Genomic DNA, 21,234 nt, shown 5'->3' on the forward strand with positions numbered 1-21,234 from the left:
CAACATGTTTATGACCACTGGTGATTTGCAACGGTCACACATGATTAAAACGGTCGTTTCAGCGACTGAACATACAATGTTCGAATCTGATGCCATTGATCAATTCGAAGGTTTCGATGATTTAATTGAAAAAGTAAAAGCTGATTTAATGCAAAAGGCTGCTGATAATGATGGCGATGGTTTGATCTATGTGAACTTTAACACTCAGGTCGTACGGATGAGTGTCGCACCACGCTTTTTAGTAGTGACTGGTTATGGAACTGTCGTGAAGTTAGCAAAATAGCAGTTGCGTTGTAAAACGGACAGTTTATTAGCGTCGTGATGGCCGATACCCCGCTGCCTGCGCTTCAGCTTCGCTGTTGAAATAAACGGTATGTCCTGGACTGATACGATAACTGCGCTGACCAGGTAGATGGTAAATACGGGTTTTACTGTTGCCAATAATGCCACCGTTAGTACTGGTGGTACTGCTGGCACTTGTAGTGGCAGTAGACTCGCTGTCATTGCTTTCACCGGTTGTTTTTTTCGAAGTTTTGCTGACACTGGATTTTGAAAGCGATTTAGCCTTGGCTTTCTTTTTGGCCGCTTGGGTGGCCTTTTTGCTAGCAGCTTCAGTCCGAGCTTGTTCAACCGATTCGGCTTCAGCACTACTTTCTGACGCTGAAATGGCGGCGGAGTCGGCAAGTGAACTGGCTTTAGCTTGGGCTTTGGAACTGGCAACGACCATTGATGAACTCGCGGCCGCTGCTTGAACGGCACGATGATGTTGCTTGACTTGATGCAGACCAAAGGATAGTCCACCGAATAATGTAATGAAGAGTCCAATGAGGGCTCGTTTTGACAATTGTGGCATAAAAATGACGCCTCCTAGTTAATGATTAAGCTGATCAGCTTTTCTATAAGGTAACTCCGTAAAAGACCAGTCTAAAAATTTATTCGTACTAAAAAAATTTGAAACTTATGTCTAGGGAACGGTTTTAGTTGTGTTAAAATTTGCTATTGAAATAATGCGTCAAAGGAGATCTGATAAAATGGCTGATAAAACCAAGTCTACTAAGGGAAAGCAACCGGCTGAGACATTACCCACGCGTGCGGAAGTTAAAGCTAAATTACGGGCAGCGTTATTAGATACTGATTTTCGTAAACAATTCGCTAAACCGGGTAAAAAGTAGGTTAACTGCATAAATATAGAAAAAGGTTTATTTTTAGCCCGCTTTTCGCTATAATTAAAGCTGTTGTTGAAAGACAATTGCCCTAGTGGCGGAACTGGCAGACGCGCAGCGTTCAGGTCGCTGTATTGGCAACAATGTACAGGTTCGAATCCTGCCTGGGGCATCATAATATCGAAGCAGACCTTGCTAACTACGGTTAGTGAGGTCTTTTTTGTAAGTGCACAAGTAAACTGGATATCCTAAATGAGGGTGCTTAATGAAGATGACTTGGCGGCAATATCATGTTAGCAATTAAAGCACGACATGATTATGTTCAGAAGCAGTTATCACTAAGCGCATTGTGATTATCAAACGAAGCAACAGTTTTCCCATTACCCGACGGCACGGATTAAGCTAGTAAACTTGTGTCGGCCCATCATAAATCAAACTAATCTAAATTTAATTTTTAAGGCGCTAATATAGCAGCTTATATCAGGATTGAAGCCACTACAAAATTAATCATTGACATTTAACTCATAAAGTTTTAATGTAAATAACAACTTAAATATTCGTCCATGAAACCAATGAAGTGGAGATCAAGATAATGATGCCCGTAAAGAGAGTCGCCGTTGCTGAGAGTGCGATCGAACGCAAGTTATTAAATGGACCACTGAGGGCGCGACCAACCAACCGTATTGACGGTTCAAGTACCTCGCGACGTAAGGGAGACGTCATTTCCCGGGAATGTGTTAGCATTCTGCTAAGCTGGAACGATTATTGCGGGGGACAAGTCTTTTTTGTCGTTGCGTCAATAGTCGTTCAACCAAGGTGGTACCGCGGAATAATCCGTCCTTGACTAATCATTAGTCATGGGCGGATTTTTTTGATAGGAGGCAAAAGACATGTTATTGAGACGATGGCAAGCCGACTGTTTAGACGCAATGACACTAACAATCGGATTTAATTAAGGAGAAAACGACAATGCAAGCAGCTAAATCAAGTGAAGACCCAATGTTAACTGGACGTTATGGTGATTTTGGTGGCCAATATGTCCCGGAACTACTGATGCCCGAATTGCAACGATTAGACCAAGCCTTTCAACACTATCAACAAGATCCTGAATTCCAAGCTGAATTAACCGATCTACTAAGTAATTATGCTAATCGGCCGTCGTTACTGTATCATGCAAAGCGGATGTCAGCTGATTTAGGTGGCGCGCAGGTTTACTTTAAACGAGAAGATTTAAATCATACTGGTGCCCATAAAATTAATAATGTTTTAGGCCAGGCGTTATTGGCAAAACGGATGGGTAAGAAGCGCTTGATTGCAGAAACTGGGGCTGGTCAACATGGGGTAGCAACTGCTACCGTTGCAGCCTTATTCGGGATGGCGTGTGACATCTACATGGGTAAAATGGATACCGACCGCCAAGCACTGAATGTGTATCGGATGGAACTTTTGGGTGCGACGGTGCATCCGGTTACCGCGGGGTCAATGGTCTTAAAAGATGCGATCAATGCGGCGCTACAAGCATGGACCGCCCGGGCAGACGATACGGCGTATATCATGGGGTCAGCAACTGGGCCGCATCCATTTCCAGTGATGGTACGGACGTATCAAAGTGTGATCAGTCAAGAATCACGGCAACAAAGTCTGGATCAGTTAGGGCATTTGCCAACCGCGGTCGTAGCTTGTGTTGGTGGTGGCAGTAATGCAATCGGTAGTTTTGCCAATTACATTGATGACCCAACTGTTCAATTAATTGGCTGTGAAGCGGCGGGCAAGGGGAGTGCGACCCCGCTGACTGCGGCCACGATGACCTGTGGTCGGCCTGGTATCTTTCACGGGATGAAATCATTATTCTTACAAGATGATGCTGGTCAAATTGCCCCGGTTTACTCGATTTCAGCTGGCCTGGATTATCCCGGTGTTGGTCCCGAACATGTCCAATTAGCCAAAACGGGGCGGGCACAATATGTGGCGATTACCGATGATGAAGCGGTCGCGGCTTTTGAGTACATTGCTAAAGTTGAAGGCATTATTTGTGCCATTGAAAGTGCGCATGCCGTGGCTTACGTGCAAAAGTTAGCACCAACGATGCGCCCGGATCAAAGTATCATTTGTACCTTGTCTGGCCGTGGTGATAAAGATGTGGCCGCAATTGCCAAGTATCGTGGGGTGACCTTAAATGAAGACTAAATTAACTGTTAATTTTAAGCACGAGCCAGCTTTGTTGAGTACGGTAGTCGCTGGCGACCCGAACTTTGAGCAAACAGTGAGTCAAGTCGTGACCTTGGCGCAAGCTGGTTGTGATCTCGTTATTTTAGCAGTGCCATTCTCTGATCCGGTAGCGGATGGGCCAGTTGTTCAAGCTGCTGATGAACGCGCGTTAAAAGCTGGCACGACGCCGGCACAAGTTTTTGCGATGGTGGCTGCGATTCGACAACAAACGACAATGCCAATCGTGTTATCAGCTTATGCCAATTTGCTTTACCAATATGGGTATGCGGCATTTGCGGCCAAATGTCAGGCACTTGCGATTGGTGGCGTGATCGTTCCAGACTTGCCATTAGAAGAACAAGGGGAGTTACAACCCACTTTAGCAGCCCAGGGCATTGCTTTGATGCCACAAGTTGGTACCACCACGACGCCTAAGCGTGCACAAGCGATTGCGGCTGCGGCAACAGGGTTTATCGAGGTCTTGGCAACTCCTGGACAGGCCCCAACGGTTACAAGTACCCAACCAGTCATCGCGGCATTGCGAGCGGTGACTGAGTTGCCAATTGTGATACTGAGTGAGACGACGACTGTAGCAGCAACTGAGTTGGCCACGGTGGCTGATGGTGTTGTGATTGGAAGTACGATGGTGCAGCTAATAGCGACGCAGTCATCGGTGTTAAGTCAGTTGACCGCTATGACCAAAGCCTTACGTCAAGCGTTAGACGCTAGTCATCATTAGAGGTAATTTCGCGGCGGTAAGTTAAGTCGACTTTTTTTCTGAAACCCCTAAACCTTTTCGCCTAACTAGTGTATACTATTATTTGTTGGTTTAAACCAACGAATAATTGATGGCGGTATTGGCGAAGTGGTTAACGCACCGGATTGTGGCTCCGGCACGCGTGGGTTCGATTCCCACATACCGCCCTTATAAAAAAACACGTTAATGACGAGTGATCGCCATTAACGTGTTTTTTTGGTTATCGATATTGATAGGCCGCTGATTTACTGCGGTAGTAGGTGTTTGGAAAACCAGCTACTGAAACTTTGAGGCTAGCGCGACCGTGTTTGGTTTGTTTGGTCAAAACAATGCTGTCGCTGTACGGTTTTAAACTACCATAGCGGGTGTTATAGACGGAAATCTTTTTATGGCTATGAATGATGGCGACAAAGCGTTTACCTTGGGCGTTTGCCCAGACTTGGTTGACTTTGCCATTCTTGTAAATCGTGCCTTTAGTACCGTGCTTAGTGACTTGCAATTTGCTATAGCTGTGACGACTATCATAGTGATACCAAGTGTGCCGAAAGCTAGCAGGGACTGTTCGTGTATGCAGGGCGGCTTGCGCGGGTAGGGCGCCACCAAGTAAAGCGATCCCCATCGCAATGACCCCGAGTGATTTTGTGAATTTCATTAGTGACCTCTCCAAAGTAAGTTTGTACTAATTATAGCATACGAAACCCCGGTTAACGTGACGCTAACCGGGGTTTTATTAATCGAGTTGTTTGGTGGTGATGCGGCCATCGGGATAGACAAAGTAAGTTTGTAATAACGGGCCCCGTTTGCCGTTGGTCAATTGCCGATACGTATCGACTTGATAGTAATGCTTGCCACGGCCATCTTGATTGATAGTTGGGACCGCATGCGTAAGTTGTCGTTTGGGTGCTTGTAACACTTGGGTGACGGCCGCGGCGGCCATACTAGCACTCGTGATATGGTCATTAGCCGCTTGGTATTGTTTACCGGTCTTTTTAGCGGCACTCGCATCTTGGGCCTGGGCCGCAGCATTCGCGCTTTGTTGCCGATTTTCGGTGGCAATTTGATTGGCTTTGTGTTGGGTGATCGTCGGTGTTTTAGCCGCACAACCGGTCAAAAGTAACCCCAAACTGAGGCCGATGAGTCCTAAATAGCGGCGGCTCATTGGCTTTGTTCTTCTTGTGAAAGCGTTGGATAATTAGTGCCTTGAATAACTTGATAATCGACATAAGCCATAATCAAGATACTTACGACTAATAAAGTTGCAAAAAAAATGTTTTTCATAGGATAGTTACCTCGGTTATTTCCAGTTTGGCACCCAGATGACGCGGGCGATTTGATCTGGTGTGATGAGCAATTTTTGCCCAGCTTGAGGGCCAGCTTCCACTGCAATTTGATAGCTGATTGGTTCAGCTTCAATCGTGACGATGGAACCGCGTTGGCCAGTAGTTGTGTCGACTAAACTATACAAAGGAATTTGGTCGTTGGCAATTTCTAGTTCGTATAACGTAAATTGTAAGAAGTAAGATTTGCGACCGGTCTTGATTTGTAGTGGGGTATCCGTCGATCCATAGTCGGCTAATCGCCGTTCCTGAGCGTTAGGATCATTCATGTATTGCAAATCATCAACGGCATCGATCGCCATCTTCCATTGACCACCCGTAATGCGGGTTTTAGATGATAAGGTCATGACGGAATTAGCGTAAATATCAATGACGTTGAAAGCTTCATTGACTTGCTTCTTCGGTAAATAGCCAATGACGTAGCCGTGATCAGCGACTTTTAATTCAATCCGTACCGCGCGTTTAGCCCCATCGACTTCTTCAACTAATTGGATTTCACCGATGTTAGCATCCGCATCGACTTGATACTTTTTAGCATATAAGTAATCGGCTTTTAATCCAGAATCGTTGTAGTTATCATAAGGTTTAAAATAATCACGTTTAATCGCGTCTTGGAGAGCGGCTTCAAATTCTTTTTGGTAATAATCTAAACCGACCACATAAGAGCGGAAAATCGCCCGTGAATTGGCATCGATTCGGTGCTTTTGTGGGGCATTGACGGGTTTAGGGACCGTTTTACGTAATTGCGATTTAAAGGTTTCGTTTTGTGTTTGTAACTCAGTCAAGGCCGCGGCTTGGTCTTGGTTGACCAACGTTTGGCGTACCAGGCGCGTCCGAATGTCTTTTAAGACGTCTGCTTGGGCGGCTTGCGCTTGTTTACGATGGTGATTATGGACGATGCTCATGATTAAACCAATCACCAAGATGACGCACACGAGCATTAAGCCCAATAATAACAAGTAAAGTTTCATCAAATTTCACTCCAAATAGTGGTAAATAATTCGCTTTTTAATGGTTGTAACCGGTTGATTCGCGAGTGTCGCTTGTCAACTGCTAGTCAAATAGGGTAAGATGGGTCAGATACGTTTTTCAGTTAAGATTATAAAGAAACGGCGGCGAACAGCAGTGCAGGAAATAAAGCGCCTTTATCGTAGGTATCGCTACTTTTGGAAATATGCGATTTTTGGTTTTTTAGCCGCGCTCGTGAATGTGGTGGCTTTTTGGGTCTTACATTCGGTCATGTTAGAGCACTATTTATTTTCAAACACGATTGCTTGGGTTTTAGCGACACTCTTCAGCTTTTTTACGAATAAAGCAGTGGTGTTTCGGTCAAAATCCAGTGATTTTTGGCATTGGTGCCGCGAATTTTTAAGCTTTATGGCGACCCGCGGCTTATCTTACTTTTTTGATACGTTCCTCATGTTTGTCGGTATCTCGGTCCTATTTTGGGCCCCGATGCTTGTGAAGATCTTAGATCAAGTTTTGGTCGGTATCTTTAATTATGGCACATCGCGGCTTATCTTTATGGAACATAATCAAAAGATGCGCATGCGGCAACAAATTTTGAAACGCTTTAGTAAATAAACGGGGTTCGTCGTGAAGACGAGCGTCGTTTTTTTAGAACCACTGCCCGGTTAAGGTCCAGTGTAACCCCCAACCAACCGCAACGGTTAAGACGATTCCCACGACGAGTAAACTGACCAAGCGTGGGGTCAAGCGACTTTCTTGGCGCCGGGCGAAAGCCACTTCAATCAGGCCAATCGTGCCTAGGCCAAGTAGCGCCTTTAAACTAGTTAATAGCCAAGCGCCAGTAAACGTTTTGGTGCTCAGGTAGACGCCAGTAATAATTAAGGCTAAGTAACCTAAGCGACTTAAAATCAAGTACCGATTGGCGCTTTTGGCTGTTTGGCGCGTCAAGCCGAGAATAACCATCAGCATTAACCACAGCCAACTTAAAATATGCACAGGTAAAACCACTAAAAAACGCCTCCAATCAACACTTCAAGTTTAATTTTAGCATGAAGTGCTAGTTGGCGGTGTTAATTTTTTATTGCACCGATGTTAAATTTTTTTGCTGCACATAATCAACTAGTTCAATCACCGTTTTAAAGCGGTTAAACGGGGTCACGATGTGCACGCCATTAAAGCAATCACAGATGCCATCGATCAATTCCTTGGCAATTTGAATGCCCACGGCTCGTTCATTGCCAGCTTGTTCAGCTTGCTTCATGCGGTCTAAAACAGTTTGCGGCAAGCGAATGCCGTGGACTTCATGATGCAAAAAGGCCGCGTTACGATAGGACACTAAGGGCATGACGCCGACAAAAACGGGCACGTGCAGGTCGTTGGTCTTTAAGGCGTCGGCTAGGGCTTGGACGTTTTTGATGTCGAAAACGGGTTGCGTAATAATATAGTCGCAACCATAATTGCGTTTACGTTCAATTGATTTCGTTGATACATTGGTGCGATAAGCATTAGGGTTAAAAGCAGCCGCAACGCGAAAATCAGTCGCTTGTTTGAGTGATTTCCCGGTCGGGCCGATGCCACTATTGAACTGTTTGATCAACTTGATGAGTTCGACGGAACGGACATCACCAACCGAAGTTGCACCAGGAAAGTCACCTAATTTAGCCGGGTCGCCAGTGACTGCTAAAATATCTTCAATCCCAAGACTATGCAAACCCATGATTTCAGATTGCAAGCCAATCAAGTTATGATCGCGAGTCGTTAAATGCACAATTGGTGTAATGCCATAGGATAACTTTAATTGAGCGGCAATTGTGGCGTTTGAGATCCGGACACTGGCTAAAGAATTATCTGACAAGGTAATCCCATCGACACCCGCGGCTTTTAAGCGTTGCGCACCGTTGAAAAATTTGGCCGTGTCAAAATCTTTTGGTGGGTCGAGTTCAACTAGTGCCGTTTTTTGGGTGGCAACTTTTTGTAAAAACGGGTGCGGCCCAATCGTTGATGCTAAGGTTGGTGCTGACTGCGGTTGGGCAACGGCGGTGTGCGGCACGATGGCGCGACTAGCTAAGCCGCGAACTAACGCGGCGGTGTGCAGTGGCGTCGTGCCACAACAGCCACCAATGAGATTGAGGCCTAATTGACGAAAACGTTCGGCGTATTCTTCAAAGTAACTGGGGTCACCATCGTAAACCACGTGGCCATCTTGGTCGGTCCCGGGGAGGCCCGAATTAGGATAAACGGCTAGTTTAACCGTTGCCGGTACCGCGAGCTTTTCAAATGACTGGGCTAGATAATAAGGCCCTAAGCGACAATTAGTACCGATCACATCAGCACCGGCCGCAGCCAGTTGGATCACGGCATCGGCAAAAGTCGTGCCATCGCGTAAAACGCCGGGCGCTAACATCGACACGTTGGTAATCACTGGCAAGTCGGTTTGTGCTTTGACAATTTTGAGGGCCGTCAACAATTCAGGTAAGTCATAGTAAGTTTCTAATAAAATCCCGTCTAGTTGTTTGGTTGCTAGCAAAGCTTGGAGTTGTTCAGTCAGACTAGCCTGAATCGCCGCCGGGGTTGCTTGTTGAACCGCTTGGTCAGTATCACCAGCCAAACCACCGATCGTCCCTAAGACATAGACTGGATGATCAGCAGCATGTTTGGCGGTCTCGGCCAGTTTGACCGCGGCTTTGTTGATTGCGGTCACTTGGTCTTGTAAATCATAACGGGTCAATTTAAGCCGATTGGCAGCGTACGTATTGGTCTGAATGACATCGGCGCCAGCGCTAATATAGGATTGATGGACCCGCAAAATCGTATCGGGGTGCGTCAAGTTCAAGTTTTCAAAGGCTGAGTTGATACCATAGTTACCATATAACAGGGTGCCCATCGCGCCATCGGCAACTAAGACCCGTTGTTTAAGGGCTGTTTTAAAATCCATGGCCCGACCTCCTTATTTCGCTGGGGTGGTGAGCTGGTCACGAACGGCATCGCGGGCCGCGACCATGTTCTTTAAAGCCGCCAACGTTTCTGGTTTTTGACGTGTCTTTAAGCCACAATCTGGATTGATCCAAAATTGATGGACGTCAATCACCCGCAGTGCCCGTTGAATATTGGCTTGGATTTCAGCGACGCTTGGGACGCGGGGACTATGAATGTCGTAAACGCCCAAGCCAATTTCTTGGTCATAGCCAGTTTGTTCAAAGGCGCTGATGATTTCACCGTGACTACGAGACGTTTCAATTGAAATGACGTCGGCATCTAACGCCTTAATGGTGTCAATAATGTCAGCGAAGTTCGAATAGCACATATGTGTATGAATTTGGGTGTCGTTGGCAACACCTGTCGTGGTGATTTTAAACGAATAAACGGCTTCGTCTAAATAAGCTTGCCAATGGCGTTGTTTTAGCGGCAGCCCTTCACGTAAAGCGGGTTCGTCAACTTGGATAATCTTAATGCCAGCTTTTTCAAGATTTTGAACTTCTTGACGTAAAGCGAGCGCAATTTGATTTTGAACTTGCGCGGTTGGAATATCATCACGGACAAAACTCCAGTTGATAATCGTGAGTGGGGCCGTTAGCATGCCTTTGACGGGTTTATCGGTCAAACTTTGTGCATAGACAGAAGCCGCGACCGTAATGGGTTCGGTATAGGCGACATCACCGAAGATGACTGGTGGCCGTACCCCACGAGACCCATATGATTGAACCCAACCGTTTTGGGTGGCATAAAAGCCAGTGAGCTTTTGACCAAAATATTCGACCATGTCAGTGCGTTCAAATTCACCGTGGACTAAGACGTCTAAGCCTAAATCATTTTGATAGTCGATCCAACGCTTGGTTTCTGCATTTAAAAACGTTTGATAATCGGCATCAGATAAGTCGCCGTGGCGCCAAGCCGCGCGTTTCGACCGTACTGTTTTACTTTGAGGAAAGCTGCCAATCGTGGTTGTTGGTAGTAGTGGCAAGTGGAGTCGGTCATGTTGTAATTTGATCCGGGTCGCAAAAGGCGCTTGCCGTTCAAATGTTTGGTCAGCTAAATGGGCTTCAGCGTCACGAACCGCTTGATTATTACGGTGACTAGAGGCATTCAAAGCGGCTAAGTTGGCTTGATTGCGGTCAAAATCCGCTTGGACGGCCGCAACGCCTTGGTTAGCCGCCGTCGTTAATGTCGCGAGTTCTTGTAATTTTTGATCAGCGAAAGCGAGGCCTCCCAACAAGATTGGATCAGCTTGGGGTTCATTTTTAGTCGTGATCGGGACATGTAATAACGAATTGGCTGGTTGTAACCATAGGTGATCAGTGCCAACGAGTTGCGTTAATTCTTGCACGAGGTCGAATTTTTGGGTTAAATCACTGGCCCAAACGTTATGGCCATCGATGAGGCCGGCGGCTAGCACTTTATCTGCTGGAAAGCCACTGGTCCGTAAATGGGCGAGATTTTCACCATGGTCATGAACTAAATCTAAACCAATCGCTTGAACGGGTAGGTCGACGACTTGGTCATATAAATCTAAGCTATCAAAATAAGTTTGTAGTTCGATATTTAAGGTTGGAACGGCTTGATGTAAGGCGGTTAATGCTTGTCGATAAGGCGCGATTTCTGCTGGATCGGTGGTTTTGACTAGCGTCGGTTCATCTAGTTGTACCCACTTAGCACCGGCGGCCGCGAGTTCTTGGAAGACTTGTTGGTAAAGTGGTAATAATTGTGGCAATAGTTCAGCGACCCCAGCCGCATCTAAATATTGACCCTGGCGTTTGCCAAGTTTTAAGAAAGAAACCGGGCCTAAAATGACGGGCTTACCATCGATGCCCAGTTCAGCTTTGGCTTCTTGATAGTAACGTAACCAACGATTGTCCAATAATTGGAAATGCACGTCGTCGAATTCAGGGACGATGTAGTGGTAGTTGATATTGAACCATTTCGTCATTTCAGCGGCGACGGCCGTGTCAGTGCCCCGGGCAATGGCATAATAGTCGGGGAGCGCTAAGGCATGGTCAAAGTGACCAAAGCGAGTCGGAATCGCGCCAAAAGCCGTTAATGTATCTAAGACATGGTCGTAATCGGAGTTGTCTGCGACTGGAATATAATCAACCCCTAATGCTTGTTGCTTTTTGAGATTAGCTAAGCGTAATTGCTTAGCTGTGGCATGAAATTCATCAGTGCCAAAATCATGACGCCAATAATGTTCCAATAAATGTTTCCATTCACGATGTTCACCTAAACGGGGATATCCTAAGTTGCTACTGATGACAGTCATATTGACCACTCCTTAATTGTTAGTTAAAAGAATTTAAATAAAAAAAACGGCAACTTACGTCTCAAAAGGACGAAGTTGCCGTTCGCGGTACCACCTTAGTTTATCAATACCTCACGATATTGAACTTAACCCGTACGTTTCATACGGTCGCCGGGTAACGGTGGCTGGCTGTCATCACCTGGCTTAACGCTCAGCGATGCCGTTTAGAGGCCATTTTCAAACGCGACTTCCTGATTCGGTTTCCATTATCCCGAACTCCCTGGGCAAGTCGCCACGTTTTACTTTCCTCATCAATACGTTTCTGTTTTATGATTGCTTAAAAGTTACCACCGTTAAATGATAAAGTCAAATCAAATTTTAATCTTTTTGCCATTATAAATGTTGAATATTAATTTTTTAGTCAAAAACAAAAGCCAAGCAACCCGTTAGGTCGCTTGGCTTTGTGATGTTATTGCAGGGCTGATTGGTAGACCCAATAAGTTTTTTGATTATCTTTGATGCGGTACCAAACGGTTGTTTTGCCCGCTTGGACTTTGACGGCTTTAGCGTTGACCGCTACGGTTTGACCCGCCAGATCGGTGGCGGAACCTGTGTTTTTAGATAAGTAAGTTGAACTTAACACGTGATTTCGGAGTGGCGCTTTAGTTGTCGTCTTGATCGTTTCATTCTGATTTAGATTAGTGGTATACGTGACTTTAGCAAACGTTAAAGCCTTACCATAGACCCAATAACGCTTGGCATTGCTAGCTTTACTAAAACGAATCCGGTACCAAGTGCTGCCAGATGCTTTAACACCACGCATGTCGAGGTAAACTTTACGCCCCGTATATGACCCATATGGCCAGCCTAAATTCTTAACGCTAGCACGGCTACCTTTAACATGGTTATAAGCCCGATAGTTCCGGTAAGTTGAACTTAGTGTGGCCCAATCGCCACCGTTAGCCTTGTAGTAGCTTACCTTAGCAAATTGTGGCTTAACCACTGTTGTGGCCGTTGACGATGAGGTGTCAGTCGTTGTTGTTGCTGCTGAAGAACTGCTGCTGCTAACGGCACTACTACTACTGCTAGTTGTGGTGTCAGTCGTGGTATCGGTCGTTGGGGCAAGTTCATTGTAGCGTTGCTTAACTAACTGATAGAACATCGCAAACGTATATGATTGGCCAAAATAAGTCTTACCAGCATTGGCATAGTAAGCTTTTGGATCAGTATGATTCGTCCCACCTAAATAAGTCGAGATGGCCCCATGTGACCAAACGGTACCTTTACCATCGTAAGCGGCATCGTCAGGTTTTAAGTTGTATTGTTTTAAAATGTAGGCCGTATAATAGGCGGCATTGTTGACCTCATTTGCAAAAGCATCCTTAGAATGTACTTCAACTTGTTCAAACTGAACGAAGCGTTGGTTCCCATAATAACCGGCGCCCCAAGCCAAGTAATTCGTGTTGGCAATGTTAATGATCTTGCTAGCATCGACAAAGGTATGGACAAATGCGTTTTGATAGTTGTTTTTCATATAGGCGATTTCGTTATAAATTGTTGAGTTGGGATTGGCCGTTTCGTGAACCGCGACCCCTTCAGGCTTACCAACCCCGTTGCGGTAAGCATTCTTTGGAAATCCGCTCCAAAGACTCGACGTAATCGTCGCATGTTGTAAGTTATTGCTAATAATGTAGTCATTGACGACTGAATCGGCTGCTTGTGCCCGGGTCCCCGTCGTGTTAAATGCAACCAAACCAATGGTGGTTGCGGCCATCCCCAAGAGTAGGTTGGCTTGCCAAGTTTTCATCAAATAATTTCTCCTTTTTTGAACCACGCCATACTATTCACAATCGATTATACCGGCTTTGACTGAAAAAAGGTACCATTGCATTCGAGGTTTAGAAAACTGAACGGACAATTGACGAATAAATATTTAAAGTGAATTTAGAATCGTTCAGTTTGCAGGGCCAAATATACAGGCAAACTGCAAGATTATGCGAAAAGTCGATCTTTCATGAGAATATTTCAATCGTTTAACATTTGCGTAACAGGCGGTATCTCAGGCTTAAATGCAACAAACCCAAAGATAAACCAATTAGTGGTGACGCTGTGGCTAGGCGTCCAAGGTTGCTGTTTCGGGCTTATGGTCGCTCGCATAAAAACCCGGTTTAATCAGCTTAGGGCTTGTAACAATAATTTAATTTATATTTGGGGGTTAAGTGCTAGTATTCACGGGATAAAGTTGGTATACTGGCAAAGTTTGTTTAGCAGGAAGTCAAGGATGGCGGGGGGCTAGACCAGATTTTAATTCACGAAAGGAGCGTAAAAATGAACGATTTAACAAAGGGGAAGCCGTTAAAACTGATATTTTGGTTTACGATTCCATTATTGATCGGAAACATTTTTCAGCAATTTTATAGTTTATCAGATACGCTAATCGTCGGCCAAACGTTGGGCGTTAAAGCGTTAGCGGCCGTTGGGTCTACTGGGAGTGTCCAATTTTTGATTGTTGGGTTTGCTCAGGGGTTAACGGCTGGGTTATCAATTTTGACGGCCCAACATTACGGTGCCAAAGATTTTAAAGGCGTGCGGCGTAGTTTTGCCATCAGTATCGCGGTTAGTTTAGTTGTCGGCATTATTTTGACGATTTTGTCACTGATTTTTGTCGACCATATCTTAACGTTGATGCAAACGCCAAGTGACATCATTAATGATGCGCGGACGTTCTTACAGATTATGTTAGGCGGTATGTTAGCGCCGATCGCATTTAATTTGTTATCGAATATCATTCGCGCGCTCGGTGATAGTCGAACCCCGTTGTGGTTTTTGATTATTAGTTCGTTGATTAATATCGGACTAGAACTACTCTTTATCTTAGGCTTTCACTGGGGAATCGCCGGTGCTGGTTGGGCAACGATTTTGGCCCAATTGATTGCCTCATTAATGTGTGTTGTCTATATTATTGTGCGGGTGCCGATTTTGCATATCGGTCGGCGTCACTTTAAGTTTCGTGGTAGTGAAGTGACCGGACATTTACGCGTTGGGTTACCAATGGCGTTTCAAATGTCGATCATTGCCATTGGCACAATCGTCTTGCAAGCGGCATTAAACAGCTTGGGGACGAATTCGGTTGCTGCCACGACGGCCGCGCAAAAGATTGACCAGTTGGCCACGCAACCGTTAATGTCATTTGGGGTAACGATGGCGACATTTGCCGCGCAAAACTTTGGTGCGCACAAGTATGATCGGATCATCAAAGGGGTCAAACAAACCATGTGGCTCTCCGGGGCATTCAGTGTGGCCGCTGGTCTGATTGAAATTATTTGGGGTCAACAATTGGTCGGCTTGTTTGTCGGGCATCAAGACATGGCAGTGCTTCATCTGTCACAAACGTATTTTAATATTATTGGTAGTTCGTATATTTTACTTTCGATGCTATTTATTATGCGGAACACTTTACAAGGATTGGGGCGGAGTGCGATTCCAACCTTAGCGGGGGCGGCTGAATTATTCATGCGGGTCTTTGCCGCTTTGATTTTGGTCCGGTTCTTTGCTTATCCAGGGGCTTGTTTCTCGGAACCATTAGCTTGGCTAGGGTCCGTTGGGGTGTTATTACCAGCCTATATTCGGGCGGTGCGCGAATTACGGCAGCGCATGGCGACTGAAAAGCCGGTGGAAACGGTTGAAAAGGCCGCTTCCGTGACAGATTAATTAAAAAAGTGCTTTAAGCCTTGCAACTCGAGCAGGGATTTGCTAATATTTGTTATCAATTTGAATGAAGGAGTTATCTCATGGCGGTAGAACTTAAAGTTGGCGATTACGTCCAAGGTAAAAAATTTGCTTCACTTGAACATGATTTTAAAGGTGAAATTGAAAAAGTTTACGAAAACTCAGTTTTGATCTTAATCAAAGAGTTTACTAAGTCCGACAAACCAGTCGTTGATGAATATAATCATCGCGCGGTCGTACGCAAAGGTGACGCGAAATTAATCAAGGCAGCGCCTAAAGTTGCTGAAAAAGTGGAACCAGAAGCATAAATTTTTAAATTTTAACTGACAAGCCAGAAAATATATGATATACTATTTTCTGTTGTCAACGCGGGTGTAGTTTAGTGGTAAAATTCAAGCTTCCCAAGCTTGTGTCGCGGGTCCGATTCCCGTCACCCGCTTAAATTTCAAAGCGGCCAACTAGCAATGTGCATGCATATTGCTAGTTTTTTTATACCGTTTTTTAGGAGGTAATGGCATGCAGAAAATTGAAGTTGTGCCTTATCAAGCGACTTGGCCGGCCGTTTATCAAGATGAAGCACGGCAAATCAAGGCCATTTTAGGCCCAGCGTTGGTGGCGATGCATCACATTGGGAGTACCGCAGTGCCGGGGTTAGCTGCTAAGTCCATTATCGATATTTTACCGGTTGTGCACGATATTACAGTCGTTGATCAGTTAACCGCCCAATTTGCGGCATTGGGGTATGAAGGGCTGGGTGAGTATGGGATTGTCGGTCGACGCTATTTTCGCAAAGGTGGCGATGACCGCACCCACCAGTTGCATATTTTTGATGTGTCACAGCTGGCCGCAATTGCGCGGCATTTGGCCGTTCGAGATTATTTGCGATTACATCCTGACGTTGCCCAAATATACGGGCAACTCAAGCGGACAGCGGCTCGACACCATCCGTGTGACATTACGGGGTATGGTGATGAAAAAGCCAGTTTTGTGACGGCTTTAGAACAAATTGCATTACAGGAGGTTTCTGAAGATGGATCTTAAAGTCTTGGCATTTGATGATTTAACGCCACGGCAGTTACAGGCGATTTATAAATTGCGGGTCGCAATTTTTGTGGTTGAACAGAACTGTCCGTATCAAGAAGTCGACGATGTTGATTTAACGGCGCAACATTTTATGGGACTAGCACCTGATGGTCATTTAATGGCGTATGCCCGGTTAATGGTCGAACCTAATCAACAAGCCCGGATTGGCCGCGTGATTGTCAATCAAGCCGATCGTGGTGATGGTCACGGGCAACAATTGATTAATGCGGCACTGACGCAAATTAAAGCCTTGTGGCCCCAAACGACCCAAGTGAACATTCAAGCGCAACATTATTTAGATCGCTTTTATCGGTCGTTTGGCTTTAAACCAGTCTCACCGATTTACTTGGAAGATGGCATTCCGCATCAAGATATGGTGTTACATCTTTAGAAATGCCACCGCTAAACTAGTCAAACGCAATAAATTCTGTTATACTTACGCATGTTAAAAATGAACCACGTCTAACGAGAAAGAGGAGTACGTTAGTTGTTTTGCTTAGCGAGTTCGGGGTGATGGGAGCCGAATCAAGACAGTAACGGAAGCGCGCTTTTGAAGACGACAATTCGATAATAAGTGGATGCAATATCAATTAGAGTGGTACCGCGGGAACTCTCGTCTCTTACATGTTTATAGATGTGTAAGGGACTTTTTTTGCGGTCCGAGGAGGAAAATATGGATTACAAACAACAAGTTGCGGACGCCTTAGCGCCAACTTTAACGGACTTATCGGTTGCTGATATCTTAGCTAAAATCGAACAACCTAAAACGTCCAAACAAGGGGACTTAGCATTCCCAACTTTTACGTTAGCTAAAACGTTACACAAAGCACCACAAATGATTGCTGGTGACATCGTTGAAAAAATCGATCAAACTGGTTTTGAAAAAGTCGTTGCCATGGGTCCTTACGTCAACTTCTTCTTGAAGAAGGCGGACTTTGCGGCAGACATTTTACAACAAGTGTTAACTGACGGCGCTAACTTTGGTGACGCCAAAATTGGTGGCCAAGGCCAAGTGCCAATCGATATGTCATCGCCTAACATTGCTAAGCCAATCTCAATGGGCCATTTGCGTTCAACGGTCATTGGGAATTCGTTAGCCAATATCTTGACGAAGATCGACTACAAGCCCGTTAAAATCAATCACTTAGGTGACTGGGGCACTCAATTTGGTAAGTTGATCACAGCCTACAAGATGTGGGGGAGCGAAGATGAGGTTAAAGCCGACCCAATCAACAACTTATTGAAGTATTACGTGCGTTTCCATAAAGAAGACGTCGACCATCCTGAAATGGACGATGTGGCGCGTGACTGGTTTAAGAAGTTGGAAAATGGCGATGAAGAAGCGACCCATTTATGGGAATGGTTCCGTTCAGAATCTTTGAAGGCGTTCAAGCAAATCTACAAGCGTTTGGATATCGACTTTGACTCGTTCAAGGGTGAAGCGTTCTATAATGACAAGATGGCTGAAGTCGTTGAGATTTTGGAAAGCAAGGACTTGTTACACGAAAGCCAAGGTGCCGAAGTGGTGGACTTAAGCAAGTATGACTTGAATCCCGCTTTGATCAAGAAGTCCGATGGTGCGACCCTTTATATTACACGGGATTTAGCCGCAGCGATTTATCGGAAGCGGACTTATGATTTCGTTCAATCACTTTACGTCGTTGGGAACGAACAAACAAACCATTTCAAGCAATTAAAAGCGGTCTTAAAAGAAATGGGCTTTGACTGGTCAGACCAAATTCATCACATTCCATTTGGCTTGATTACCCAAGGCGGCAAGAAGTTGTCAACGCGGAGTGGTCGGGTGATCTTATTGGATAAGGTCTTAGATGATGCCGTGGCATTGGCGCATCAACAAATCGATGAAAAGAACCCGGACTTAGCTGACAAAGATGCTGTGGCTGATGCTGTCGGGATTGGCGCGGTTGTTTTCCATGATTTGAAGAATGAACGGATGAACAACTTTGACTTTAACTTAGAAGAAGTCGTGCGTTTTGAAGGTGAAACGGGTCCTTACGTTCAATATGCCCATGCTCGGGCTGAAAGTATCTTACGCAAGGCCGGTAATCCAGACTTATCCGCTGCTGGTCAAGCTTTGAGTGACCCAGCTGCTTGGGATACGTTGAAGTTATTGAGCGAATTCCCAGCGACAGTTGTACGGGCTAGCGATGCTTATGAACCATCAATCATCGCTAAGTACGCGATTCATTTGGCTAAAGCCTTCAACAAGTACTATGGGAACACGAAGATTTTAGTTGAAGATGATGAATTGAATGCGCGCTTAGCCTTAGTGAAGAGTGTCAGCATCGTCTTGAAAGAAGCGTTACGCTTATTAGGTGTTAAAGCACCAGACGAAATGTAAACAAGTTATTGTTAAAAGCACGCCAAGCAAAAAATGCTGGCGTGCTTTTTTAGTTAGCCTGGCGATATTGTAATGGTGATTGACCCACTTTTTTGCGAAAAACGCGACTAAAGTAATGGGCGTCTTCGTAACCAACTTTATGGGCAATTTCGCAGACTGAATATTGCAAGTTAGGATTGCGCAACAGTTCGCGCGCTTTGTTGATCCGGTAGTCGATGAGATATTCAGAGAAGGTTTGACCACAATTTTGCTTTAATTGCTTGCTCAAATGGGCTTCACTGACAAATAAACGTTGGGCAGCTTGGGCTAAGGATAGATTGCGGTCGGAATAATGCGCCTCGATATAGGCTTGCCCGTTTTGCGCTAAGTCGCTAGTAGCGGGCTTAGCAACTGGTGCTGGTGCCAACTGCGTCTTAAATGTCTGCATGAGTTTTTGTAAATCCGATCGCGGAATTGGTTTTAATAAGTAATCCAAAACATTTAACTTCACCGCACGACGAGCAAAGTCGAAATCATCGTAACCGCTAATAATGACGATCAATGTCTGTGGATAGCGTTGATTGATCAAATCGATTAAATCGAGGCCATTTAAATCACCTAAGTTAATGTCGATCAAAGCCGCCGTGACAGGGTGATGTTCAAAATAAGCCAAGGCACTTTGCCCATTAGCGGCGGTGGTGATCGTGTCAAATGGGGTCGTTAACTGGGTCAAATAGTGCGCTAATCCGTTTCGCAAGGCCTTTTCATCATCAACAATTAATAAGTTACGCATTTCTAAACATCTCCTTCAATAATGGGTAGGTCTAATTGAACCGTGGTTAAGGTTGGCGTACTAATAAAGTGAATGGTCGCTTGACCGGCATAAAAGAGCTGTAGCCGTTGGCGTAAGTTGTAGATGCCGTAACCGTTTTTGCCACCTTGATACGAGCCGTCGTTTAAAGCTTGTAAAGTCGCACTAGGAATCGGGGCGCCATCGTTACTGACGGTTAGTCGTAGCCTAGTATCGTCTAGTTGTTGGGCTTGAATCACTAATTGGCCGTGTCCATGATTAGCCGGCCGTAAGCCATGATTGATCGCATTTTCCACTAATGGCTGTAAACTGAAATGCAGCAAAGGTTGACTCAGCAAGTCGTCTGGAATCTGATAGTCCCAGTGTGCCAGTTGCGGATGCCGCACTGCTTGGATATTAATATAGCTTTTAACATGTGCCAATTCGTCAGCGAGCGCAATGACATCCTGACCGTGATTTAATCCTTTACGGAAAAAAATACTGAGATTTTCAAGCATCGTTACGGCGGCATCGGAGTCACCGCCCAGAATTTGCCATTGAATCGTATCTAAAGTGTTGTATAAAAAGTGCGGTTGAATCTGAGCTTGCAGGACGCGAATCGAGGCTTCCCGTGACTGAGCTTCACTAACGTAAACTTCGACTAACATTTGATTAAAGGCGGTGGCGAGGCTGCGAATCTCACTCGGGCCCGTTTCAGCAGCGCGAACTTGCCGATTCCCGGCTTGAACTTGCGTCATGGTCGTCGTGAGCCCAACGATCGGCTGAATGATTTGCCGCAATAACAAGATTAGGAGTAGTCCTAAAAGGCCAATAACGACTAATGCAATGACTAACAATAACCGTAATAATTGCTGGGTGTTTTCACCCAAACTCTTTTTGGGCACGACATAATTCACTTTCCATTGTGGCAATAAGTCTAGCGATGCCGTTAATAACAGTTCCGTTTTCGGGTTAACTTGTGGCGAGTCATTGTCCGCACTCAAAATCACCCCTTTGCCATCATAGATGGTTAAGTTCTTAGCAAGACTTTCAACTTTAGTCAACGGCACGGCGGCCGCTAAATAAGTCGTCCCATCCGTCAATGGTCGCGCCAAACGATATAAGATGATGACGATGGCACGGTGATCTTCACGCGACGTTAATAAATTACTGACAGTGTATTGTCGTTTAGGATGGGCAACTAAGTCTTGATAATATTTACGGTTGCGCACCGAAAAGTCGGGATAGCTAGCTGATCGCGAGATACCATCTTTAGATACCAGGCGAATCGAAACATAGTTATGCTGTTCGAAGCCTTCAACGGCCGCCGTTTCTTGAAATAACTCAGCCTGCGAATAATGATGGCGCGCTGGTAAGTCGGCCAGTAGTCGGAGCTCCGCTAACCGCTCGCCGAACCAGCTATTGATTTGGTTGGTCCGATTGTCAACAACGCGCTGTGTGACTGACGTATTCAATGGTAGAATATTGCGGCTCATCTCTAGTCGCATAGTCGTATAGATTAAGCCAATCAAACTTAGTGATGTGATTAAAAATAAACTCACTGTTTGTTTTTTGAGTGAGTGCATAAGTGTGTCCCCCCGAACGCCTTTTTGTACATTATTTC

At 45.3% G+C, this 21,234-nt stretch carries 21 protein-coding genes, 3 tRNA genes and 1 other annotated feature; of the genes, 13 read left to right on the top strand and 11 right to left on the bottom strand.

What is annotated here, in order from left to right; all coding sequences use genetic code 11:
- Positions 1-4: 4 nt before the first annotated feature.
- A complete protein-coding gene (locus FFM75_RS05600; RefSeq protein ID WP_137628204.1) occupies positions 5-283 on the top strand; it encodes a hypothetical protein in 279 nt (92 codons plus the stop codon).
- Positions 284-310: 27 nt separating this feature from the next.
- Here the strand turns inward: FFM75_RS05600 and FFM75_RS05605 are convergent, their stop codons facing one another.
- A complete protein-coding gene (locus FFM75_RS05605; RefSeq protein ID WP_137628205.1) occupies positions 311-853 on the bottom strand; it encodes a sunset domain-containing protein in 543 nt (180 codons plus the stop codon).
- Positions 854-1,031: 178 nt separating this feature from the next.
- Here FFM75_RS05605 and FFM75_RS13950 point away from each other — a divergent pair, with 178 nt between their 5' ends.
- From FFM75_RS13950 to FFM75_RS05625, 5 genes are all read left to right on the top strand, one after another.
- The gene (locus FFM75_RS13950) at positions 1,032-1,172 is read left to right on the top strand and encodes a hypothetical protein (protein WP_171001432.1); all 141 of its coding nucleotides are present in this window, start codon (positions 1,032-1,034) and stop codon (positions 1,170-1,172) included.
- Positions 1,173-1,251: 79 nt separating this feature from the next.
- Positions 1,252-1,335, top strand: a tRNA-Leu gene (locus FFM75_RS05610).
- Between the two features lie 797 nt (positions 1,336-2,132).
- Entirely contained in the window at positions 2,133-3,350 is a 1,218-nt protein-coding gene (gene trpB, locus FFM75_RS05615; RefSeq protein WP_171001433.1) for a tryptophan synthase subunit beta, read from the top strand.
- Entirely contained in the window at positions 3,340-4,110 is a 771-nt protein-coding gene (trpA, locus tag FFM75_RS05620; RefSeq protein WP_137628206.1) for a tryptophan synthase subunit alpha, read from the top strand. The genes trpB and trpA overlap by 11 nt, the downstream gene beginning before the upstream one ends.
- A gap of 112 nt (positions 4,111-4,222) precedes the next feature.
- Positions 4,223-4,295: transfer RNA gene (locus FFM75_RS05625), tRNA-His, on the top strand.
- A 53-nt stretch (positions 4,296-4,348) separates the two neighbouring features.
- On the opposite strand, the gene FFM75_RS05630 is transcribed toward FFM75_RS05625, so the two are convergent.
- The 4 genes from FFM75_RS05630 to FFM75_RS05640 all read right to left on the bottom strand — a co-directional run bounded on the left by FFM75_RS05630 (position 4,349) and on the right by FFM75_RS05640 (position 6,436).
- On the bottom strand, positions 4,349-4,780 hold the full coding sequence (locus FFM75_RS05630; RefSeq protein WP_137628207.1) for a hypothetical protein: 432 nt from the start codon (positions 4,778-4,780) through the stop codon (positions 4,349-4,351).
- Positions 4,781-4,858: 78 nt separating this feature from the next.
- Positions 4,859-5,287, bottom strand: coding sequence for a hypothetical protein (locus tag FFM75_RS05635; protein WP_137628208.1), 429 nt, complete (start codon positions 5,285-5,287; stop codon positions 4,859-4,861).
- On the bottom strand, positions 5,284-5,406 hold the full coding sequence (locus tag FFM75_RS14125) for a hypothetical protein (RefSeq protein ID WP_263390548.1): 123 nt from the start codon (positions 5,404-5,406) through the stop codon (positions 5,284-5,286). The genes FFM75_RS05635 and FFM75_RS14125 overlap by 4 nt, the downstream gene beginning before the upstream one ends.
- A 16-nt stretch (positions 5,407-5,422) precedes the next feature.
- Entirely contained in the window at positions 5,423-6,436 is a 1,014-nt protein-coding gene (locus FFM75_RS05640; protein WP_137628209.1) for a hypothetical protein, read from the bottom strand.
- A 154-nt stretch (positions 6,437-6,590) separates the two neighbouring features.
- Here FFM75_RS05640 and FFM75_RS05645 point away from each other — a divergent pair, with 154 nt between their 5' ends.
- The gene (locus FFM75_RS05645) at positions 6,591-7,049 is read left to right on the top strand and encodes a GtrA family protein (protein WP_223876621.1); all 459 of its coding nucleotides are present in this window, start codon (positions 6,591-6,593) and stop codon (positions 7,047-7,049) included.
- A 33-nt stretch (positions 7,050-7,082) separates the two neighbouring features.
- Here the strand turns inward: FFM75_RS05645 and FFM75_RS05650 are convergent, their stop codons facing one another.
- From FFM75_RS05650 to FFM75_RS14155, 4 genes are all read right to left on the bottom strand, one after another.
- On the bottom strand, positions 7,083-7,442 hold the full coding sequence (locus tag FFM75_RS05650; RefSeq protein ID WP_137628211.1) for a DUF1516 family protein: 360 nt from the start codon (positions 7,440-7,442) through the stop codon (positions 7,083-7,085).
- A gap of 70 nt (positions 7,443-7,512) precedes the next feature.
- Positions 7,513-9,369, bottom strand: coding sequence for a bifunctional homocysteine S-methyltransferase/methylenetetrahydrofolate reductase (locus tag FFM75_RS05655; RefSeq protein ID WP_137628212.1), 1,857 nt, complete (start codon positions 9,367-9,369; stop codon positions 7,513-7,515).
- Between the two features lie 12 nt (positions 9,370-9,381).
- A complete protein-coding gene (gene metE, locus FFM75_RS05660) occupies positions 9,382-11,688 on the bottom strand; it encodes a 5-methyltetrahydropteroyltriglutamate--homocysteine S-methyltransferase (protein WP_137628213.1) in 2,307 nt (768 codons plus the stop codon).
- A 62-nt stretch (positions 11,689-11,750) separates the two neighbouring features.
- Positions 11,751-11,991, bottom strand: a binding site (T-box leader).
- A gap of 145 nt (positions 11,992-12,136) precedes the next feature.
- Entirely contained in the window at positions 12,137-13,474 is a 1,338-nt protein-coding gene (locus tag FFM75_RS14155) for a peptidoglycan recognition protein family protein (RefSeq protein ID WP_307722390.1), read from the bottom strand.
- 521 nt (positions 13,475-13,995) lie between these two features.
- Here FFM75_RS14155 and FFM75_RS05670 point away from each other — a divergent pair.
- The 6 genes from FFM75_RS05670 (at position 13,996) to argS (ending at position 18,841) form a co-directional block, all read left to right on the top strand.
- Positions 13,996-15,378, top strand: coding sequence for an MATE family efflux transporter (locus FFM75_RS05670; protein WP_137628214.1), 1,383 nt, complete (start codon positions 13,996-13,998; stop codon positions 15,376-15,378).
- An 80-nt stretch (positions 15,379-15,458) separates the two neighbouring features.
- Positions 15,459-15,704, top strand: coding sequence for a DUF2187 domain-containing protein (locus FFM75_RS05675; RefSeq protein ID WP_137628215.1), 246 nt, complete (start codon positions 15,459-15,461; stop codon positions 15,702-15,704).
- Between the two features lie 60 nt (positions 15,705-15,764).
- Positions 15,765-15,835 (top strand) — tRNA-Gly (locus tag FFM75_RS05680).
- A gap of 77 nt (positions 15,836-15,912) precedes the next feature.
- The gene (locus tag FFM75_RS05685; RefSeq protein WP_137628216.1) at positions 15,913-16,437 is read left to right on the top strand and encodes a GrpB family protein; all 525 of its coding nucleotides are present in this window, start codon (positions 15,913-15,915) and stop codon (positions 16,435-16,437) included.
- A complete protein-coding gene (locus FFM75_RS05690; RefSeq protein ID WP_137628217.1) occupies positions 16,427-16,870 on the top strand; it encodes a GNAT family N-acetyltransferase in 444 nt (147 codons plus the stop codon). Before FFM75_RS05685 ends, FFM75_RS05690 begins: the two co-directional genes overlap by 11 nt.
- Before the next feature lie 282 nt (positions 16,871-17,152).
- Complete coding sequence (gene argS, locus FFM75_RS05695) at positions 17,153-18,841, top strand: arginine--tRNA ligase (RefSeq protein ID WP_137628218.1); 1,689 nt, start codon at positions 17,153-17,155, stop codon at positions 18,839-18,841.
- Positions 18,842-18,890: 49 nt separating this feature from the next.
- On the opposite strand, the gene FFM75_RS05700 is transcribed toward argS, so the two are convergent.
- Complete coding sequence (locus tag FFM75_RS05700; protein WP_137628219.1) at positions 18,891-19,613, bottom strand: response regulator transcription factor; 723 nt, start codon at positions 19,611-19,613, stop codon at positions 18,891-18,893.
- 2 nt (positions 19,614-19,615) lie between these two features.
- Positions 19,616-21,196, bottom strand: coding sequence for a sensor histidine kinase (locus FFM75_RS05705; RefSeq protein ID WP_137628220.1), 1,581 nt, complete (start codon positions 21,194-21,196; stop codon positions 19,616-19,618).
- Positions 21,197-21,234: the final 38 nt, after the last annotated feature.

It is taken from the genome of Lactiplantibacillus daowaiensis (assembly GCF_005405085.1).
Taxonomy (GTDB): domain Bacteria; phylum Bacillota; class Bacilli; order Lactobacillales; family Lactobacillaceae; genus Lactiplantibacillus; species Lactiplantibacillus daowaiensis.

Coding starts and splice junctions, on each gene's coding strand:
- FFM75_RS05600 (WP_137628204.1), top strand. CDS start 5: ATGTTTATGACCACTGGTGATTTGCAACGGTCACACATGATTAAAACG.
- FFM75_RS05605 (WP_137628205.1), bottom strand. CDS start 853: ATGCCACAATTGTCAAAACGAGCCCTCATTGGACTCTTCATTACATTA.
- FFM75_RS13950 (WP_171001432.1), top strand. CDS start 1,032: ATGGCTGATAAAACCAAGTCTACTAAGGGAAAGCAACCGGCTGAGACA.
- trpB (WP_171001433.1), top strand. CDS start 2,133: ATGCAAGCAGCTAAATCAAGTGAAGACCCAATGTTAACTGGACGTTAT.
- trpA (WP_137628206.1), top strand. CDS start 3,340: ATGAAGACTAAATTAACTGTTAATTTTAAGCACGAGCCAGCTTTGTTG.
- FFM75_RS05630 (WP_137628207.1), bottom strand. CDS start 4,780: ATGAAATTCACAAAATCACTCGGGGTCATTGCGATGGGGATCGCTTTA.
- FFM75_RS05635 (WP_137628208.1), bottom strand. CDS start 5,287: ATGAGCCGCCGCTATTTAGGACTCATCGGCCTCAGTTTGGGGTTACTT.
- FFM75_RS14125 (WP_263390548.1), bottom strand. CDS start 5,406: ATGAAAAACATTTTTTTTGCAACTTTATTAGTCGTAAGTATCTTGATT.
- FFM75_RS05640 (WP_137628209.1), bottom strand. CDS start 6,436: ATGAAACTTTACTTGTTATTATTGGGCTTAATGCTCGTGTGCGTCATC.
- FFM75_RS05655 (WP_137628212.1), bottom strand. CDS start 9,369: ATGGATTTTAAAACAGCCCTTAAACAACGGGTCTTAGTTGCCGATGGC.
- metE (WP_137628213.1), bottom strand. CDS start 11,688: ATGACTGTCATCAGTAGCAACTTAGGATATCCCCGTTTAGGTGAACAT.
- FFM75_RS14155 (WP_307722390.1), bottom strand. CDS start 13,474: ATGAAAACTTGGCAAGCCAACCTACTCTTGGGGATGGCCGCAACCACC.
- FFM75_RS05670 (WP_137628214.1), top strand. CDS start 13,996: ATGAACGATTTAACAAAGGGGAAGCCGTTAAAACTGATATTTTGGTTT.
- FFM75_RS05675 (WP_137628215.1), top strand. CDS start 15,459: ATGGCGGTAGAACTTAAAGTTGGCGATTACGTCCAAGGTAAAAAATTT.
- FFM75_RS05685 (WP_137628216.1), top strand. CDS start 15,913: ATGCAGAAAATTGAAGTTGTGCCTTATCAAGCGACTTGGCCGGCCGTT.
- FFM75_RS05690 (WP_137628217.1), top strand. CDS start 16,427: ATGGATCTTAAAGTCTTGGCATTTGATGATTTAACGCCACGGCAGTTA.
- argS (WP_137628218.1), top strand. CDS start 17,153: ATGGATTACAAACAACAAGTTGCGGACGCCTTAGCGCCAACTTTAACG.
- FFM75_RS05700 (WP_137628219.1), bottom strand. CDS start 19,613: ATGCGTAACTTATTAATTGTTGATGATGAAAAGGCCTTGCGAAACGGA.
- FFM75_RS05705 (WP_137628220.1), bottom strand. CDS start 21,196: ATGCACTCACTCAAAAAACAAACAGTGAGTTTATTTTTAATCACATCA.